16 protein-coding genes are annotated in these 18,399 nt (G+C 66.2%); 6 read left to right on the top strand and 10 right to left on the bottom strand.

What is annotated here, in order from left to right:
• Positions 1–205: 205 nt before the first annotated feature.
• The gene (locus tag ABD289_RS06620) at positions 206–442 is read right to left on the bottom strand and encodes a hypothetical protein (RefSeq protein ID WP_344127708.1); all 237 of its coding nucleotides are present in this window, start codon (positions 440–442) and stop codon (positions 206–208) included.
• Between the two features lie 208 nt (positions 443–650).
• Positions 651–1,004: a hypothetical protein gene (locus ABD289_RS06615; RefSeq protein ID WP_344127706.1), complete on the bottom strand. Its 354-nt coding sequence runs from the start codon at positions 1,002–1,004 to the stop codon at positions 651–653.
• 128 nt (positions 1,005–1,132) lie between these two features.
• Between ABD289_RS06615 and ABD289_RS06610 the strand changes: the two genes are divergently transcribed.
• From ABD289_RS06610 to ABD289_RS06600, 3 genes are all read left to right on the top strand, one after another.
• Positions 1,133–1,468, top strand: a complete 336-nt coding sequence (locus tag ABD289_RS06610) for a winged helix-turn-helix domain-containing protein (RefSeq protein ID WP_344127704.1) — start codon at positions 1,133–1,135, stop codon at positions 1,466–1,468.
• A 176-nt stretch (positions 1,469–1,644) separates the two neighbouring features.
• Positions 1,645–2,424, top strand: coding sequence for an aminotransferase class IV family protein (locus ABD289_RS06605; protein WP_344127702.1), 780 nt, complete (start codon positions 1,645–1,647; stop codon positions 2,422–2,424).
• 51 nt (positions 2,425–2,475) lie between these two features.
• Entirely contained in the window at positions 2,476–3,411 is a 936-nt protein-coding gene (locus ABD289_RS06600; protein WP_344127699.1) for an SUMF1/EgtB/PvdO family nonheme iron enzyme, read from the top strand.
• 12 nt (positions 3,412–3,423) lie between these two features.
• Here ABD289_RS06600 and ABD289_RS06595 read toward each other — a convergent pair whose 3' ends face one another.
• Complete coding sequence (locus ABD289_RS06595) at positions 3,424–3,609, bottom strand: helix-turn-helix domain-containing protein (protein WP_344127697.1); 186 nt, start codon at positions 3,607–3,609, stop codon at positions 3,424–3,426.
• Positions 3,610–3,704: 95 nt separating this feature from the next.
• Between ABD289_RS06595 and ABD289_RS06590 the strand changes: the two genes are divergently transcribed.
• Positions 3,705–3,884: a hypothetical protein gene (locus ABD289_RS06590; protein ID WP_344127695.1), complete on the top strand. Its 180-nt coding sequence runs from the start codon at positions 3,705–3,707 to the stop codon at positions 3,882–3,884.
• A gap of 1,081 nt (positions 3,885–4,965) precedes the next feature.
• Here ABD289_RS06590 and ABD289_RS06585 read toward each other — a convergent pair.
• Both ABD289_RS06585 and ABD289_RS06580 read right to left on the bottom strand, forming a co-directional pair.
• Positions 4,966–5,676 carry a hypothetical protein gene (locus ABD289_RS06585; protein ID WP_344127693.1) on the bottom strand — a complete coding sequence of 237 codons (711 nt, stop codon included), beginning with the start codon at positions 5,674–5,676 and terminating at the stop codon, positions 4,966–4,968.
• Positions 5,673–5,861 carry a hypothetical protein gene (locus ABD289_RS06580; protein ID WP_344127691.1) on the bottom strand — a complete coding sequence of 63 codons (189 nt, stop codon included), beginning with the start codon at positions 5,859–5,861 and terminating at the stop codon, positions 5,673–5,675. Before ABD289_RS06580 ends, ABD289_RS06585 begins: the two co-directional genes overlap by 4 nt.
• Positions 5,862–7,009: 1,148 nt before the next feature.
• Here ABD289_RS06580 and ABD289_RS06575 point away from each other — a divergent pair.
• Together ABD289_RS06575 and ABD289_RS06570 are read left to right on the top strand one after the other, a co-directional pair.
• A complete protein-coding gene (locus tag ABD289_RS06575; RefSeq protein ID WP_344127688.1) occupies positions 7,010–9,286 on the top strand; it encodes an EAL domain-containing protein in 2,277 nt (758 codons plus the stop codon).
• 1,134 nt (positions 9,287–10,420) lie between these two features.
• On the top strand, positions 10,421–10,741 hold the full coding sequence (locus ABD289_RS06570) for a hypothetical protein (RefSeq protein WP_344127685.1): 321 nt from the start codon (positions 10,421–10,423) through the stop codon (positions 10,739–10,741).
• Between the two features lie 7 nt (positions 10,742–10,748).
• Here ABD289_RS06570 and ABD289_RS06565 read toward each other — a convergent pair whose 3' ends face one another.
• From ABD289_RS06565 to ABD289_RS06545, 5 genes are all read right to left on the bottom strand, one after another.
• The gene (locus ABD289_RS06565; RefSeq protein ID WP_344127683.1) at positions 10,749–12,377 is read right to left on the bottom strand and encodes a helix-turn-helix transcriptional regulator; all 1,629 of its coding nucleotides are present in this window, start codon (positions 12,375–12,377) and stop codon (positions 10,749–10,751) included.
• Positions 12,378–12,930: 553 nt separating this feature from the next.
• Positions 12,931–14,031 (bottom strand): flavin-containing monooxygenase, encoded by a 1,101-nt coding sequence (locus ABD289_RS06560; protein WP_344127681.1) that lies wholly within the window; start codon positions 14,029–14,031, stop codon positions 12,931–12,933.
• Positions 14,032–14,408: 377 nt separating this feature from the next.
• On the bottom strand, positions 14,409–14,822 hold the full coding sequence (locus ABD289_RS06555) for a hypothetical protein (RefSeq protein ID WP_344127679.1): 414 nt from the start codon (positions 14,820–14,822) through the stop codon (positions 14,409–14,411).
• Positions 14,823–14,994: 172 nt separating this feature from the next.
• Positions 14,995–15,831 (bottom strand): undecaprenyl-diphosphate phosphatase, encoded by an 837-nt coding sequence (locus ABD289_RS06550; protein ID WP_344127676.1) that lies wholly within the window; start codon positions 15,829–15,831, stop codon positions 14,995–14,997.
• A 427-nt stretch (positions 15,832–16,258) separates the two neighbouring features.
• Positions 16,259–18,307: a putative bifunctional diguanylate cyclase/phosphodiesterase gene (locus ABD289_RS06545; protein ID WP_344127674.1), complete on the bottom strand. Its 2,049-nt coding sequence runs from the start codon at positions 18,305–18,307 to the stop codon at positions 16,259–16,261.
• Positions 18,308–18,399: the final 92 nt, after the last annotated feature.

The following is an 18,399-nucleotide window of genomic DNA, read 5'->3' as shown; positions in this document are numbered from 1 at the left end:
TCCACCTGCCATCACCTGCTTTCCCAACAACCTCGGGAACGCCCCGAGGAAACTTGTCAACGCCCGCCGAGGCAGCCCGCCCCGTGAAAGCCGAAACCGTCCATCACGCGCCCCCGTGCTCCTGGTAGTACTTGCAGTTCTGATCCTTCGAGTGCCCGTAGAGCCACCGGTCGCAGTGACAAGCCGGGCAGTACGCCAGAGACATTCAGAAACTCCCTTCCACGATCGGAAAGACCCGGTAGGACGGACACCGGATCAACTCGCCCCACGCGTTGCGGTGCGGATCCCAGCTCCCGCAGAACCGGCACGGCAGCACCGGCGGGAGTTCACTGGACAACCCGCACCAGCCCATGTCACCGCCGTGCAAGGCGACAACGACCACGGCGTCACGCCCGCAGGTGCACAACTCACCCGGCACCGCGTCACGCTCCATGCCTTCCATGCGAACTCCCTCCGCTCGCGGAAATGACGGCCATAAAGACCCCCGGAACACCCACAGATGGCCGGGGGCCAATAAGGCCCTCCCCGGCGGATTTACCGCCGGTTTTAGGCATAGCTCGGCCCACTCTGGAATTCTCAAACAGCAAGCAGCCTGAAAAGGCTTGAAAGAAACGTGAATTGAAAGGCTCAGTGTCGAAATGCGCTGCGGGTCAGGCCGCGCGCTTGATGCCGGTCGCCTTCCAGGACAGACCCGACATCTTCCGGCCGTTGATGTCGTTCTCCCAGTGGGAGACCCGAGGGTTGTGCAGCTCGACCACCGCACCGTCGGTGACGTCATCGTCGGGCGCGGTCTCCAGCGTCACCCGGATCTCCTCACCCTTGCCGGGACGCTGACCCTCCTGCGGACGAGCCTTGACGAAGAGGCTCACCACGAACTGCTGGGCTCCCTGCCAGTCCGTCACCGGCACGATCTCCCCCGTCTCGTTCTCGCGGGTCTTCACGACCGGCTCCTCGGTGACCTGCATCTTGTAGTGGCTCATCACGACCGGAATGTTGCGCAGCATCTCTACCTCCGTTGTGTGCTTCTGTGTCGCCGTCCGACATAAACCAGACTATGTCAGTCTATGTCGGTTTGCAAGGGCTCCGCCCGGACGATCTATGTCAGATTGAGTCGGACCGATAGACTCGCCGTATGGAGCAGTCGAAACCTGGGCTAGCCGCCTACCAACGCGTGGTCGAGTCGATCAAGCGCGATATCCGCGCCGGAACGCTGGCGCCTGGTGACCGCTTGCCCGGGAATCGAGCACTGGCGGAGAAGTACGACGTCGCGCTCGCCACCGCCCAGAAGGCCCTTCGGGTGCTCCAGGACGAGGGCTGGCTGACCGCGACTCCGGCAGTTGGGGTTTTCGTCAGCAACGAGACCCCGCCCCGCGAAGAGGACTTCGACGTCCCCGCAGCTCTTGCCGAGCTCAGATCGCAGGTCGCCGAACTCTCCAAGCGGGTCGAAGACCTCGAAGAGCGTTCGTAGCGGTCCGCCGTACTTCCTGCCGTCATGTCTCCAGACTGCGGCACGCAAGCACCGAAGAGAACTGAAGTTGGTGCACTTAGCACCGAAGTTCCGCTGAAGTGCGGGCACTGAAGTTTCACTGCAGTTCGGTGCAGTTCGGGTTCAGCGCCGGAATGGAAAGTGGGAGGCTGCCAGACATGCAGCTGAACGGCACGCCTGCGAACATCGATCAGATCAAGGCGCTAGCGCTCACGAACTTCGGCCACTTCACCTCGATGCTGGTCGAAGACAACGGCGTGCGCGGCTTGTCGCTCCACCTGGAACGGCTGGCGAACGACTGCCGGCACCTGTTCGACGTCGAACTCGACACGGACCGCGTTCGCGCAGATGTGGTGAAGGCGCTCGACGGGAGCGATCAGCCCACCGTCGTGCGCGTGACGATCTACGACCCAGCGCTGGACCTCGGGTCGATCGGGTCCGATGCGGAACCGTCCATCCTCGTGACCACGCGCTCCGCGGCTTCCAGCCAGCCCGCACCGTGGCGACTGCAAGCGGTGTCCTACCGGCGGGACGATCCCGCGGTGAAGCACATCGGCCTGTTCGGCGCCATGATGCAGCGCCGGTCCGCCCAGCGCGAAGGCTTCGACGACGTTCTCTTCCTGAACCCGGACGGCACGATCTCGGAAATCGCCACTTCGAACATCGGCTTCGTCCGCGGAGGCCAGGTCATCTGGCCCCGTTCCGAGTGCCTGCCCGGCGTCACGATGCGCCTGCTCCGCCAGGCCCTCGACGAGCCGGTCACCACCGAGTCGCTGACCCTGTCGGACCTGCAGGGCATGGACGCCGCTTTCGCGACCAACGCGGCAACCGGCATACGGCCCCTGGCATCCGTTGACTCGACCGAGTGGCCGACCGAGCACCCGATGCTCGACGAGCTGCGGGGGCTCTACGCCGAGATTCCGCCCGAACAGCTGTAACGCTCTCGCCGCTGCAGTTAGGCTCGGGCTGAAGATCGTTAAGGGGGTCACGTGGCGACGGTTCAGACGTGGACAGGTGCCGAGATCAAGGGCCTGCGGATGGCCAAGCGGATGAGCCTGAAGGAGTTCGCGGCGCATCTCGGCATCAGCGAGCGCCAGATCTCGAACTGGGAGAAAGCGGGTGAGGACATCACGCCACGCCCCGTCAACCAGGCCGCGCTCGACACCTGCCTCGCGCGGAGCGACCCCGAAACGCAGGCGCGGTTCAGCCACCTCGTCGGCGAGTCCCTGGTCGCAGACGGCGAGCGTGAAACCACCATCGAGCCCATCGGCAGCAGCCAGGTCCAGCACCCCGCGGACGGCAGTGCGATGGTCAAGGTTGACGCCAGCGTCTTCCTTTCCGGGCCGAGCAACGAGCCCGTGTGGCTACCCAGCTTCCACATCGACGTCACGCCGGTCAGCAACGCCGAGTACTCCCTCTTTCTGGCCGCGACCGGCCACGAGCCGCCTCAGCACTGGGAGGACGGGAAGTACCCGGACAACCTCGCGCATCACCCGGTGGTCTTCGTAACCTGGAAAGACGCGGCCGCGTATGCCGAGTGGGCGGGTAAGTCGCTGCCGACCTCAGCGCAGTGGGAGAAGGCGGCCCGCGGCACCAGGGGCAACGTCTACCCGTGGGGTGACCAGCCGACCCCGGCCAAGTGCAACGTCCGCGAGAACGGCGTCGGCTCGACCACGCCCGGCGACTGCTACCAGAGCGGCGTCAGCCCGTACGGCGTCTACGACCTCTGCGGCAACGTCTGGGAATGGTGCTCGACCGAGACGCGCCCTGGCAGGCACGAGCTGAAGGGCGGCGCCTGGACGAGCCCGTTCAACCGGGCAACCCCGTCTTCGTTCAACGATGCCGCCGAGTCAATGTGCGATGACGACACCGGTTTCCGCTGTGTCGTTCCCTCTGACGAGATCGAACGTCTTCTGCAGGGGTAGCCGCGGAAGAGCTCAGGAGTCCGGTCGGCGATTCTTCCGCAGCTGGTCCTTCAGTTCTTCCACGTCCCACCGTTGATGACCGCCGGGCGTGACCAACGCGGGTTCCACGACGCCCTCTGCCGCCCAGCGCTGCAGCGTCCGCCGGTCAACACCGATCGCCTTCGCAGCTTCGCCGGTCGATACGTACGCAGGGGCCATTCGCCTACGTTCGCCCGCGGTTAGACGTTAAGCCAGCCGAATGTCGCGCCTACCTACCTATACCCGCGTATGTCGCGTTTGCGTACGATTGCCGCATGGCGGAGGTCGAGGTTCGGGGGAAGCGGATCATCCTCGAAGTCGCAGTGATCAACGCGCAGGCATGGCTTATCTGCCCGATCGCGGGGGAGCGCTGCGGCATGGTGAAGGCTGAACTCGGAGCTATCGCTGTCGACTGCATGGCCTGGCACCTCGAGCACGCCCATCCAACGCTCTGACCAGCAGATCCAGAGTGCGTGTTTAGACTTTCTCTTCTTCATCAAGGGCGGCCCCTGCGGGGCCGCCTGCCTCCTGTATGCGAGCCCGGCCTAGCTCGGACGCCGGGCGTGCGGCTGACGCCGGTCCCGGCGCCGACGGCCGGGCGCGAACGGAAGGCAGGCGACCCCGCAGGAGCACGCCGGAGAAGGGCAACGTAACCGCGGACTGCCACCCACCTGGGCACGCTCCAAGCCAGTGCTGGGCGCGTTGCTAAGGTGGTCGACTCACCACTCCAGATTGCACCGACCCGCCCCTTTCGACGTGGTCACCTGGTCGTGGTCAATTTCCCCGACGCCCTCGAACCTGTATGCGGCGCGACCCTGTGGATACAAGCTGCAAAAGCAAACCAGCCACCACAAGGATCACCGCTGTTGTCCAGCTTTCAGCAAGTGCGGCCTCGACGAATCCACCGAGCAGCACATGGAAGATATCTGATTTATCCATAAATCGAGATATACCGGAGGAAATCAATCACGTGAAATACGTATCATCTGTACTATTGGCGTCGCCCTGCGGGAATAGCATCTGCAAATGCGCGCAAAATCTGACGTTTCCGCAGGGCATCGCCCAACCTTGAGACTCCCCGCGTGATGTACGTCTCGCCATTCTTCCTTCAGGGGCACCACCAGCCTCTGCGCGACACGGGTCGGTCGCTGCACGCCTGGCCGACCCGATCAACCTTCAGTCGGAGTAGGCGCCACGCGGGGAATGAAGACGGCGGGGATTGGCAGAACACACGACAACGGCTGTGCACCCGCACCCCATCTGGGCCAGCTCACGAGGCACCCCGGCCACGGCAGCAACTCCGCTCCGCGTTCGAGCGTGCACTAGCAACGTCGCCTCGACCGCTCCTGCTTGCTTCGCATCAGCCGTATCGGCGAGCAACCGACACGGCAAGCACGCGTTGGTCTTGACTCAGCTCGGCCCCAGCGAACACTACGCCAGGGTACGACGGAGAAAGCCAACGAATTTGCCTTCTCAGGGCAAGTTTGTAGTTGCTCCAGGGACACGTCACCCGACAGCACCCTAAGTCACGCAAATCTAATATCGTTGAAGATTGCTGTTCTTTGATTCACGCACTTCCGAAGATGGAGGCGATATTTCATATCCAAGACCGGCGAGAATTTCCATAGCATCTTCGGGTGAGTCTCGAACAAGTGCGCGTATTTGCGTCCTACGCCACATTTCGCGCCCCTCGGCAAGCGCAAGCTCTTTTCCGATGTTTCCATCGAAATTGAAATCCTCGAACAGCATTTGAAGGAAATCTTCCAAGCATGGCCTATGGCGCGTGCCCCCTACTGGAAGGTGCACACGTGAAATATCCAAGGGCTTTCCCTTTTTCCTGCTTGGCCTTTGTTTGAGCAGAGGTGCGAGCTCTTCTCGTTCCGCATGAACATTCCAATGCGCGCACGGAACCTGGCGGGCATCCTTCAAAAAATCCAGCCGGAGCAATGGGGCACCCCCGGAAGCGGGAGTCAATTCGAACTTCGATTCCTGTACAGCTGAAAACTTCCGCTCACTGTCGTGAGTCAGCTTGTAAGAAAGAAACAAATAGGCGCGATGCTCACGCCTATAAAACAAAGGTATCAGCTTCGGCTGCTGTTCCTCGCCAGGATGAACTAGGATGTGCCGTTTAGCATGCACCGCACTTATCGGCATTTCCGCAAGCGAATCTAACGGAAGCACGCGAACCAAAAGGTCATTAATTTGATTCGCGAACTTCCATGCCGCCGATTCGAGGTCGAAGGTCATTCCTCCTCGCTAAGCAGGAAGTCGATTCCATCGATCTCCCGCCAGGCCCGCCATTCCAGCGGTGTTGCGTCCCAAGACTCGATGCGTTCCCGAAGTTCGTCGGCCGAGACACCAACCTCGGCAAGGACATCCTCACGACGCGCTCGTAGCATCTCCGGCTTCGCCTCGACGACGACGACGTTCATGACGACCTCCCCATGACCTCGGTGCATGTGTGGGACACCAAGGGAGTCAGCTTACGGTGGCCCGAGACGAAGGGCAACCGCGCTTGCCTTGCGCCGTGGCCCGCCTACCCGACACCCAGGGCTCAGTAGCAGCCGTAAGCACCGCAGCACCCCCATTTTACCCCCACAAATCATCCGCATATGACCATAAACATCCCCCGCCAACCAGCGCTTGCATCCGCACTCATTGCTGCACAATAGGAATATCGGCAGAAACTCACAAGCAACGAGAAGTGAGTTCGGCTAAAGCCGGTGTCGCAGGTTCGAATCCTGCCGGGGGCGCTTTTCCAGGTCACAGACTTGACCCTTGGCTACGATCAAGATCAACTCATTGTTTGCTCATTACTTTGAGTCCTCAGGGCGGCTACCGCGGCCACCTACTCGCCCAGCTCCATCCGGCTGAGTGCGTCTTCCAGTCGAGGGACAACCTCCTCGGCGTCGGCGCTTACGACGAACGGATCGAAACAGATCTCTACGCTGCAGCGGGCGAATTGGCAGAGGTGGTCGGCTGGCTGGCGTACGACGCTGAACAGCACGACCTGGTTCGAAGAATGAACCAAGAATCGCTGCACTACACGCGACTAACAGGCGACAGGACTATCGAACTCCTGACCATGCAGAACGCGAGCATGCGCGCCGGAGCGATGGGCCGCCCCCCGGGAAGCACTCCTACTAGCCCGGTCCGTACTCGAAAGCGGAACCAACCTGTCACCGCGCGTGCGCGCGCTTTTCCCACGACTACCGGATCCGACGGTCTCGGCGGCTCGGACCGAGCAGCATCGATGATCTCGGCACTCGGGGCGGCCCGGCGGCCCTCGGTCAGCCGTGCTCGGTCTCGCAGAACGTCGAACAGGTCTTGGCCCACGCCAGCGTCCTCCCAGGCGGCGAAGTGGTTGGGGATGCCGCCGGTCGGTGGCCCGCTCGATGTGGTGTTCAGAACTGCTGGGCGCCGCCGGTGTGCGTCGTGCTCGAAAGCGGTGTCGTGCCGATTTGCGCAGGTGCGGCGGCGAGGGCTTGATACTGGACAGGTGCCTCCGCTGGTTGAATGATGGAACGCATCCTTTCGTGGCAGTCGCGTTGAGGCGTGGGAGATCGAGGACCCGGAGGCGATGATGCCGGCTCGCAGGGAATCCGTTGACCTGGCACGATACGGTCCGAGGTCGCCTGCGGCCGGGGAGGTCGACTACCGGGGGGTGTTCCAGGCTTCCTCCTCGCCGGCGATGGTGCTCGACACCAACCTGATCATCCGCGATGCCAACCCCGCGTACCTGCGGGCCACCGGTCGTGGGCTCGCTGACCTGGTCGGGCGCCATATCTTCGACGCGTTTCCGGACAACCCGGATGACCCTGACGCGAACGGTACGGCCAACCTCAATGCTTCTCTGCAGGCCGTTCTGGCCACCCGAGCTGCGCAAAGCATGGGCGTGCAGAAGTACGACGTTCCGGACTCGGGCTCGTTCGTCGAGAAGTACTGGAGTCCGGTCAACAGTCCGATCTTCGCTGAGGATGGAGAACTGGTCGGGATCTTGCACCGGGTCGAGGACGTGACCGAGTTCCGGGACGATCTCATTCGAGCGCTGCGATACTCCAGCACCCACGGTCGCGTCGACCCCAGCACAGACGTGGAGGTGAACCGGCGGTTCACCGAGTACGCCGCGGCGGCGATGGCCAACACGCGGCTGTACGGGGAGCTGGCGAGCAAACTTGGGTGGGCCAGCCAAAGGTTCGCAGACTTGTTCGACCTCGTCCCGGTGGGGATCGGGGTGCTTGACGAGACCGATCACCTCGTGGACGCCAACAGTTCGCTGTGCGAGTTGCTGGGCACCACCCGGGCGGACCTCGTGGGCACGGCGGGCCGGGAGCTGCTGTCCGGAGACGATCCGGGCACGATCATCCCAGGCGCCGACGCCCGGCCGGAAGAACACGCCCGGGAGCGGATGCTGCAGGGCGCCGACGGGCTATTCGTGCACTGCAAGATCCACTGCGCGGTGTCGCAGCACGATCGCGGGGACCGTGCGTGGCTGGCGGTGTTCCAGGACATCACCGAGCAACAGCGCCGCGCCGAGGAATTGCACTACCAGGCGACCCACGACAATCTCACTGGCTTGGTCAACCGCCAAGGCATCACCGAGTTCCTCGACGAGGTGTGTCGGAACCCAGGACTGGCGGTACTGCTCTGCGACGTCGACAACTTCAAGCGGATTAACGACTCCCTCGGCCACGCCGCAGGCGATGAACTGCTGGTCGCCCTGGCGCGCCGACTTCGCCGCAGCCTGCCTGCGGGAGTGTTGCCGGCGCGGTTGTCTGGTGACGAGTTCCTGGTGATCTACCCGGAGGTGGAGCGGCATGGGGACCTGCGCGCGTGTGCGGATGTGGTGCGCGATCTGCTGAGCACAGTGGTACCGGTTCGCGGGCAACGCCTAGGCGTGTCCGCCGCGGTGGGGGCGGCCGTCGTGACGGAGGAGGCCAGCAGTGAGGATCTACTGCGGTTTGCCGACGCCGCCCTGTTCGAGGCCAAGCGCCGCGGCCCAGGACAGGTCGCGATCGCTGAACCGGCCATGACCACGTCGGTCACCGAGCGTCTGTATCTGGAGGAGGAGCTGCGCACCGCACTCGAACGCAACGAGCTCGCCCTGCACTACCAGCCGATCGTCGACCGCAACGGCGATGTGATCATGGCGGAGGCGTTGCTGCGGTGGCCGCACCCAGAACGCGGCCTGCTCATGCCGAACATCGTCCTGCCTGTGGCCGAGCAGGGTGGGCTGCTGCCAGCGTTGGACCGCTGGGTGCTGCGAACTGCCTTGACCGAGGCCGCCAGCTGGCATACGCCCCAGCACCCAGCCGTGGGCATTACGGTGAACCTCCTCGGCCTGAGACCCGGGGACCCGTCCTTTGTCGAGCAGGTGGCCGACATCGTCGAGGCCAGTGGGATCGATTGGGACCGCGTCGTTCTCGAACTCTCCGAAGCGTCGTTCGTGGATCGCGACAACCAAACCCGCCACGCCTTCAGCGCGATCAACGCCCGAGGCGCGCGGTTCGCGGTGGATGACTTCGGCACTGGCTATTCCTCGCTGGCCCGCCTCAAAGACCTGCCCGCGCAAATCATCAAGCTCGATCGGCAGTTCACAGCCGACGTCCACACAGATCCGGCTGACCGCAGCATCGCCGGTGCCGTCGCGGACATGGCACGCGCCATGCACCGGGACTGCATCGCCGAAGGAGTGGAGACCTCCGAACAACTGGCCCAGCTCGACGCCGTGGGTCTACAAGCCTTCCAGGGCTGGCTGTTCGCCCCTGCAATTCCCCCGGAGCAGTTCCGCGCGCTGCTCACCGAAGGCCGCTGCCAACGAGTAGGTTCCGCAGCAACGGCCCAAGTCCGGCCCTGAGAAGCTGTTCCTGAACTGATCTTGGCCGGACGGGTGTTTCGGAGATCGGCATCAAGTGGCGTTCCCTACCAGGGGATTTCCCACCATGGTCAACTGTGTGCAAGCACTTCCCCGCGTGGGAACGCGCGGTGCGACCCAACACTTGTTCGACGCTCTGCGAGACCGAGCACGGCTGACCGAGGGCAGAAGCGTCCGCACCTAAGGGCTCCATCCGCCACCTTTAGCCCTGAGATCGCCACAACCGGCCGCTCGGCGACCCGTCGGCCTCTAGGGCGAGCGCGCAGACCGCCACCCTGAGGACCTTCAGGCTGATGGTCTGCCTACTCCGCCCATGATTTACCCACGAAGTTCGATCGCAGACGACGGCAAACAACCAAGGCTACGGATGTTTGCGAAAGCTAAGAGCACAGATCCAGGCGCATTCAGCAACGGGTGCGAACCATGCGAGCCGATCTTTCTTAAAGCCGGTGTCGCAGGTTCGAATCCTGCCGGGGGCGCTTCTCTTGGCCATGGATAACCAGCTATGACCTGGAACGACGGTGGACGGCGGGCTGTTCTGTCAGTCACTGTCCGCCATCCTCGGCCGCAAACAGCCGGCACCTACGGGCGATTCAGGGGCGAAGCCTCTTTCCATGTCCTCGTTGTCCTCCACGTGTGCAGAACTTCAGCCATTTCCAAGAGGTCGGTCCCCAGTGGGTGCCCCGTGGCGGGATGTGCCTGAGCACTACGGGCACTGGCAGTCGGTATATGGCCTGTCCCGGCGGCGGCAGCGTCACCGGGCTCGGCCGCGGATCGTGGCGCTGTTGCGGGCATTCGCGGATGCGGCCGGGTTGATCACGTGGCAGGTGTCCGTGGACTCGACGATCAACTGGGCTCATCAGCATGCTGCCGGTGCCAGGCGTTGCCCGGTTCGGCAGGTTGAGCCATCCGGCGAACGGGCCGATCATGCGCTGGAGCGCTCCCGGACGGGCTGGCCACGAAGATTCATCTGGCCTGCGAGCCGGGCCGCGAGCCACTGCCGGTCGTGCTCACCACAGGCCAACTCGGGGACAGTCCGCAGTTCGTGCCGGTGCTGGAGGGCATCCGCATCGCCCGGTGCGGGCCCGGGCATGCGCGGACCCGTCCAGACCAGTGGTGGCGGACAAGGCCTGCTCCGGGCGGGGCCACCATGACTACCCACGTCGCCGCCAGAACCGAACCACGATCCCGATCAAGACCGACCAGCAGGCTCATCGTGCGGCGAAGGGCCAAGGCCGGTGGACGCCCGCGTTCGACCCCGACCTCTACCGGCAGCACCACGCCGTGGAACGCGGCATCGACCTGCTCAAACACCACCGCGCGGTTGCCAACCGCTACGACAAGCTCTGCCCGCGCTACGGAGCCACCGCGCACGTCGCCACAATCGATGTCCGGCTGCGCGCCCGCACCAGAACCAACTTCCCAAGCACGGCCTAGATCATCCTCAGCTCAGGTGGTGCTCGAACGCGAACGCCGCGGCCGCGGTCCGGGACCCGACGTCGAGCTTGGCGAAGATGTTCGACAGATGCCGGGCGACCGTCTTCTCCGACAGCACCAGCGCCGCCGCGATCTCGGGATTGCTGTTGCCCGCGGCGACGAGCCGCAACACCTCGACCTCGCGCGGACTCAAGCCGCCGGGCGCCCGCGCATCCCCCAGGAGCTTGGCGACATCGTGCTCGGCCGGTGCGGCACCGAGGCTCGCGAACGCCCGCCGAGCCTCGTCGAGATCGGCGGCCGCCGAGTCCGCGTCACCGAGGAGGCGCAGCGCTCGTCCGATCAGCACGCGGCACCGGGCCACCTCGTACGGTGCGGACAACCGGGACCAGCCGTCAGCAGCGCTCCGAGCGGCCGCGAGCGCGTCCTCGGCGTCACCGGCGGCGACGGCGACCGATGCGGTCGCGTACTCGCCGGCCGCTCGGAGCGCGGTGCAACCGAAGGCCGATCCGAACCCGCGGAGCTCGTCGGCCAAGGACGCGGCGTCTTCGACCTCACCCACGTCGGCCAGCACGTCGACGGCTGCCGGCAGCACTTGTGAGCGGTGCACCGGATCCCGCACCTCGACCAGCAGGCGGTGGATCGCGGCCGACGCCGCATCGGGCCGGCCACGAGCTAGCCACAGCAGCGCCCGGCCGGGCTGGGCCGGGTGCCCGTAGCCGGCAGCTTCCGCGTAGGCGGCCTCGGCCGCGTCGTGCTCGCCGCTGATGCGCAGCGCTTCGCCGCACTCGTAATGGGCCTGTCCGACCGCGGGGCTGCCCCCGGCCGCGGCGTACCGTCCAGCCGCGTTCTCGAGCTCGCTGATCGCGTCCTGGTAGGCGCCGTGCAGCCGCATCAACTGGCCGCGGTGGACCGCGCACTGGCCGGTGAACGCCACCAGGCCGGGCTGGCTCTCGCACCAGACGGTCAGCGCGTGGGTCCACTCGCTCATCCGGCCGAAGTCGGAGATCTGCTGGCAGGCTTCGACCGACGAGCAGTAGATGATCCCGGAGAGGATGGGAGAGACCTCCCCGGCCAGAATCGACACCATCGACTCGTCGAGGAGGCGCAGCCCGGCGGCGACCTCTCCCGAGAAGATGGTCAGCCGGCCCTCGGTGTGCAGGCCAATGGCGGTCAGGTCGGGGTCGCCGAAGCGCCGGCCGTACTCGGTCACCCTCGGCGCGGTGGCAATTGCTTGTGCGAACTCGCCCTCGGCGATCTTCCCGAACGTGGCCCGTTCGAGCAGGTAACCGCGCTCCACCACATCCCCCTCGACGCTCTCGAGCAGTCGCTCGCCCCGGGCCAGCCAGCCGCTGCCGATGGCGGCCTCCCCGCCCTGCCACAAGGCCAGCGCCAGCCAGTACGCCGCTCGGACGGCTCCCAGGATGTTGCCGTCCTCGAGCTCGGCCTGGTAGGCGCGCTGCCACGCCTGGACGCAGTCGTTGGGGCGGCCCAGCAGGAACGCGGTGACCGCCAGGGCGGCGAAGTCATCCGCCCGCAAGTGGGTGTCGTCCAGGTCCGACAGCGCGCGGTACGCAGCCACCCACTCGCGGCGCTCGTAGGCTTCCCGTGCCTGGTGCAGATCGTCGACCAAGCCCATCGCAGACCACCTCGACTCGAGGTTAGTCCTGCGTGCGTGAGGTGCGCAGCCGCGCGGCGCCGATAGCCACGGCCAATGGCAGCAGTGCCAGCATGTCGCCGCCGACCGCACGTGGACTGCACGACCCGACCGGGACCACCCGGGAGTCCGAAGACCACCGGGGCGCCGGCGATGATGTCCGTGAGGCTGCGGGCGAAACGCGTCGTGCGAGCGACGGCGACCGCGAACAGGAACGGCACCGCACCGCACCGCACCGCACCGCACCGCACCGGCGAGAATCGGCACGAACCACGACTCCAGAAGCGGTCAGGGGCGCCGCGAGGTCGGCTCCTGTCTCATGCGCCGCGACCGCGGCGAACTCCATGCGGAGGAGCACGGCCAACAGGACGCTCCCGATCGCACCGGCCAGAGCCCGACCGAGCCGGTCGGGCTCTGGCACCGGGCCGGCGGCGACGACCAGCGCTCTGCCTTTGACCCAAGGGTTCTCGTTCGTTGTTGGTCGGCTGGTGGGTGTGGCAGTTGTCGTCAGCTCCTTCGTACCTAGCAGGCGTCGTCAGGCGGCAACTGAGGCACTGGCGCCCGTCCGGGCCACGATCCGGTCGGCGAGGTACGCCGCGTCGCGGCCCACTCCGTTGACCTCGCCCGAGGCGAAGCAGTACTGGAAGGCCAGGCCGCAGAAGTAGAAGCCCGGTACCGAGTCGACGATGCCGCGGTATTCCACCGGCCAGCCGTCCTCGATCGGCAGAGGGAGGTCGATCCAGTCGTAGGCCTGCCGGAATCCGGTGGCCCAGACGATGCTCGCGACGTCGAATGTGCGCCCGTCATCGAGGCACGGCAGTCCCTCGGCAACGCCCACGACATGCTCGGTGATCCACTCCGCGCCCCGTGCGGCGAGGTGGTGGCGCTTGACGCGCAGCTGCGGGACACCGTGGTGGCGGACCTGCCGCATCGTCTTGCGTCCCATCGGCGTACGCCGGGTGAGTACGTGGCGGAAGGCGAACTCGATGGCCGGGAACATCATGCGGAATCGCCACGAGCCCCACTCGAGCGGAACGTTCCCGCGGACGGGTCCGACCAGGGTGGTGGAACGCGTCTCTGCCAGTTCGTAGGCGATGTCCAGCCCGCTGTGGGAAGCCCCGACGACCAACGCCGGCCCGTCGGGCAGCTGGGTGGGCCGGCGGTACTCACCGGAGTGGATCTGCCGGATCCGGGGATCGACCTCGCCGGCGAAAGCCGGGACCTGCGGCGCACGGCCGAAGGTTCCGGTGGCCACGACGACGTTTTCGCAGGTGATCTTCTCGCTCCCCAGAGTGGCGGTGAACCCGCCGCCCTCGCGCGCGGTCAGCCGGTCGACCCGGGTCCGCATCCGCACCGGGAGGTCGTGCTCGACGGCGTACAGCTCCAGGTACGCGGCGAACTCGTCCTTGCTCGGGAACGCCCACGGGTCGCCCGGGAACGGCATGCCGTCCAGGCTGTTGGCCCGCGCCGGGGTGAACAGAGTGAGGCTGTCGTAGTTCCGCCGCCAGTTGTCGCCGATCCGGTCGAGCCCGTCGACGATCAGGCAATCGCGGTCGCGCTGCTTCAGGTGGTAGGCGGTGGACAGGCCGGCCTGGCCGGCGCCGATGATCAGGGTCTCGATGTGCTGTGTGGTCATGCCGTTGACGCTAGGTATGGCGTGCCGCACCCCACATCGGTCAGCACTCCCAACCGCTCACCCATGCCGATGGGTAGATCCACCCATCGGCATGTGTAATTGATCAACAAGTGCGCCCCGGGGAGGGGTTCGAACCTGCGACCACGTCTACCTGCGCTGATGGCCCTACCGGTTGTGGACCCATGGTCGTGACCTTGCGGCCCGTTCATGGTGGCCGGAGCTCGGTCGACGGGGTGCCGCTCATCGCGCTTTGAGACCGCTTTGGAAGCGCTGAGAGACAGCGCCCGGAAGGGTTCGCCTGATCACCGTCGAGCCACGCGATCGCGAGCCCGAGCACCGCATCGTCCAGGTCCTGGCGCACCGCGAAACGAGACGCTTCAGTGCGGCATCGGGCGTCGATTGAGAGCCCGCTGCAACCACGCGGCGAGGACTCCGGTCACCGCGCCCCAGACAGCGTTGACCACCAGAGTGGCGACCACGCCGACACCCCACGGCGTGGTCAAGGGCCCTTGCAGCTGCCCCGTCAGCAGCAAGGAGCCGACCGCGCTCATCACCACGGCGAGCACGCCGTAGACCAGCCCCGCTGCCACGAGCGTGAGCACCGGATGCCGACCTCGCGAAACCCCCACGGCCACGATCCACACCGCTGAGATCACCGCGGTTGCCACGAGCGGAGCCACCGGCCTGCCCAGGTCGTCCATGACCCCGGCCATCGAAAGCAACGGTCGCACCAAGGCGAACGCGCCCAGCGCCAGGGCCAGCGGCCACGACACATCCTTCAACCGAGCCATGCCAGCAGTATCGCCGCGCAACACCGCCCCGCCATCCGGCAGCGCCCTGACGCTCACCCCGAGAAAAGCGGTCCCATCACCTACGAAATCGCTCACGTGAACGACACCTGCACCTGCCCTCACGAGCGCTCCCGGTCGCCTTCCGGCCTCCCCGCTCACCCAGCGGGTTCGGTTACGTGCTCGGTCCTGCAGCCGGGTCGAGGACGCCGGTGAACACCAGCGCGAGGATCAGCAGGCCGAGGACGACGCGGTAGACGACGAACGGCACGAAGGTGCCGCGCTTGATGTAGGCCATGAGCCAGGCGACGACGGCGTATCCGATCGCGAACGACACCACGGTGGCCACGAGAGTCGGGGCCCAGGCCGGGGCGTTCCCGTCGCCGATGTCGGTCAGCTTGTACAGCCCCGATCCGAACACCGCCGGGGCTGCCAGCAGGAACGAGTACTCGGCGGCGTCCGCGCGCCGATAGCCCATCGCGAGACCGGCCGTGGTCGTGCCGCCCGAGCGGGAAACGCCCGGGATGAGGGCGAGCGACTGCGCCAGACCGTAGGCGAGGCCGTGCGGAACGTTCAGGTCGTTGAGGGTGCGTTCCTTCCTGCCGCTGCGGTCGGCCCATCCCAGCAGCAGGCCGAAGCCGATCAGCACGATGGCGGTGAGCCGCAGGTCGCGGAAAGCGGAATCGATCGCTTCCTCGAAGAGGAGGCCGAGCACGACCACCGGAAGCGTGCCCACGATGATCAGCCACCCCATCCTGGCATCGGGATGGCTGCGGTATTCGGCGTCGTAGAGCGACCGGAACCAGTTCCGCAGGATCGAGCCGATCTTCTTCGCGAAGTAGGCGACGATCGCGAGCTCGGTGCCGATCTGGATCACGGCGGTGAACGCCGCTCCCGGGTCGTCCCACCCGGCGAACGCCGCCACGATGCGAACGTGCGCGCTGGAGGAGATCGGCAGGAACTCGGTAAGTCCCTGCACCAGCCCCAGCACGACGGCCTCGAACCAACCCACCCGGAACCCTCCGATCACGCACGGTGGCGGCACCCTAACCCAGGCTCATGGGGCGTTCGCTGAGAGTCAGCGCCACGGTCCGCGGTGGTCGCGTCCAGCGCCCGCGCGTCCGGTGTGACAGTTTTGCCTATAACTGTGCGGGGGTTGAGCCCGAAACATCCGGACAGTTATAGGCAAAACTGTCACCCGGCCAAGCCGCCGGAAAAATGGGCGGTTGGCCTCGGCCGGCCAACCGCCCATACCCCCAGTTCCCCAGTTCCCCCGGGTTCGGGGGAAGACGGAGCTCTCACCAGTGGGCGCCGGGGAGCCGCCTGCGATCGGCATGGCTCGTCCGTGCCTCCGCTGTGAAGGCTCGCGCCTTTCCATCCTGAAAGACGCGCGGCGCCGCGGGAGGTTCACCGGTTCCGCGGGATTTCCCACGTCCCGCTCAGCGGACCCGCTTTCCCGCCGAACGTCCGTTTCCGAGTTCGCTCGCCCGCTCGACGTAGGCGCGGAACTCGTCGGCGGGCAGCGGGTGCGTGAACAGGTAGCCCTGGTAGGCGTCGACTCCGACGGCGCGCAGCAGGTGGTGCTGCGGGTTGGTCTCGATGCCCTCGGCGATGCAGTAGCGGCCGAGGGTGCGGGCGAGCTCGGTGACGGCGCGGGTGATGCCCAGGTCATCGGAGTCGGAACCGACACCCGAGACGAACATGCGGTCCAGCTTGATGATCTGGGTGGGCATCTCCTTGATGCGCGCCAGCGACGAGTACCCGGTGCCGAAGTCGTCGACGGCGAACTGCACGCCCTCGTCGACCAGCGAGGTCATCGCCTGCCGCGGCTCGGGCCCCAGCTGCGCGAGCACCGTCTCCACCATTTCCAGCACGACGCGGTCGGCCGCGATGCCCGTGTCGTCGATCGCGGTGCGCACGATGTCGGTGAAATCGGGCATTTCGGGGCGCAATCCGGACAGGTTCACCGACACCTTCACCGGTTTTCCGCCGGAGGTCGGCCAGTCGGCGGCCTCCCGCAGCGCGGTGCGCAGCACGCAGGCGTCCAGATCGGCGAGCATGCCGCCCTCGGCCGCCACGTCCAGCACGATGTTCGGCGGCACCGCTCCCAGTTCGGGATGCCGCCAGCGCAACAGGGCTTCGGCGATGGAAACCGTGCCGTCGTTGGTGACCACCGGCTGGTAGTGCAGATTCACCCGGTCGTTGGCGATGTCTTCGCGCAGATGCTCCTCGAGGGCCAGTTGGTCGCGGTCGGAGCGCTCCGGGGCCTGCGGCACGCCGACCTGCCCGCAGCCCTTGATCCGGTCGTCGTGCATCGCGGCTTCCGCCGAGCGCAGCAGATCGGAGATCTTGGTGTCGGCGTCCGCGGACGTGGCGCCGACCGACGCGGACACCCGCACGGTGCGTTCGCGCAGCGGCACGTTCATCCGGAACAGGTCCGCGACCCTGCGCGTGAGCGCCGTGAGCTCCTCGTGGCCGTCGAGGTCGGTGCAGATGACGGCGAACTCGTCGCCGTAGAACCGGGCCGGTTCGCAGTTGCCGGGAAGCTCGCGCAGCCTGCGCGCCACGGCCCGCAGCAGCTGGTCGCCCGCCTCGTGCCCGAGCGCGTCGTTGACCCGTTTGAACTTGTTCAGGTCGCAGAACAGCACGCCGACCTGGCCGGGTTTCTCGGGCGGGAGCAGTTCGTCCAGGCGCTCCTCGAAACCGCGGCGGTTGAGCAGACCGGTGAGGTCGTCGTGGGTGGCCTGGTGCTGCAGCAGCTCGGCGTGCCGGATCTGCGCGGTCACGTCGTGGAAGATCACCAGCCAGGACCGGCGACCGTCATCGCCGACCGAGGCCGAGCTGTAGAGCTGGCAGCGCACCGGTTCGCCGTCGGAGCGCAGCAGCACCCGGTGCGGAATCGGCGACAGCGGAGTGCTGGCCAGCAGCGCTCCGCCGGGATCTGCGGGGTGCAGCACGTCCTCACCGGTGCGCTCGCGCAGCTCGGGCAGCCGGTAGCCGAGCATGCTGCACAGCGCGCCGTTGGCGTCCAGGAAGTTGCCCTCGTCGTCGAGCAGCGCGATCGCCGAGGGGGTCAGCTCGAAGAGATCGGCGAAGCGGCGCTGGCTGCGTTCCCTGCGGGCTTCGGCGGCGCTCTCGTTGCGCACGATCTTGATGAACCCGTCGAGGTCACCGCTGCGGCTGCGTTGCGCGGTGATCACCACGTGCGCCCAGAAGCGGCTGCCGTCCTTGCGCACTCGCCAGCCCCGGTCGACGAAGAAACCGTCCTCGGTGGCCTGCTCGAGCGCCCAATGCGGATAGCCGGTCTCGATCTGCTCGGGGATGTAGAACATGGCGAAGCTCTTGCCCACGACTTCGTCGCTGGAGTAACCGCTCAGCTCCGCGGCGCCGTCGTTCCAGCTGGAAACCCTGCCTTCGGCGTCCAACGCGTAGATCGCGTAGTCGCGCATGTCCTCGGCGGTGAGCATCTTCGTCGCCCCGTCACGCATCGCCCAGGGTTCGAGACTCTCAGATGCCCTCGGCTCGTGCTGCCCCATCATCTTCCCCCGAGGTTGCCCGGACATGTGGTTGTAGAGCCGCG

It is taken from the genome of Saccharopolyspora halophila (assembly GCF_039531955.1).
Classification (GTDB): domain Bacteria; phylum Actinomycetota; class Actinomycetes; order Mycobacteriales; family Pseudonocardiaceae; genus Saccharopolyspora; species Saccharopolyspora halophila.
Note: the sequence above shows the minus strand (reverse complement) of the source record. Positions and strands in the feature narration are given on the sequence as shown.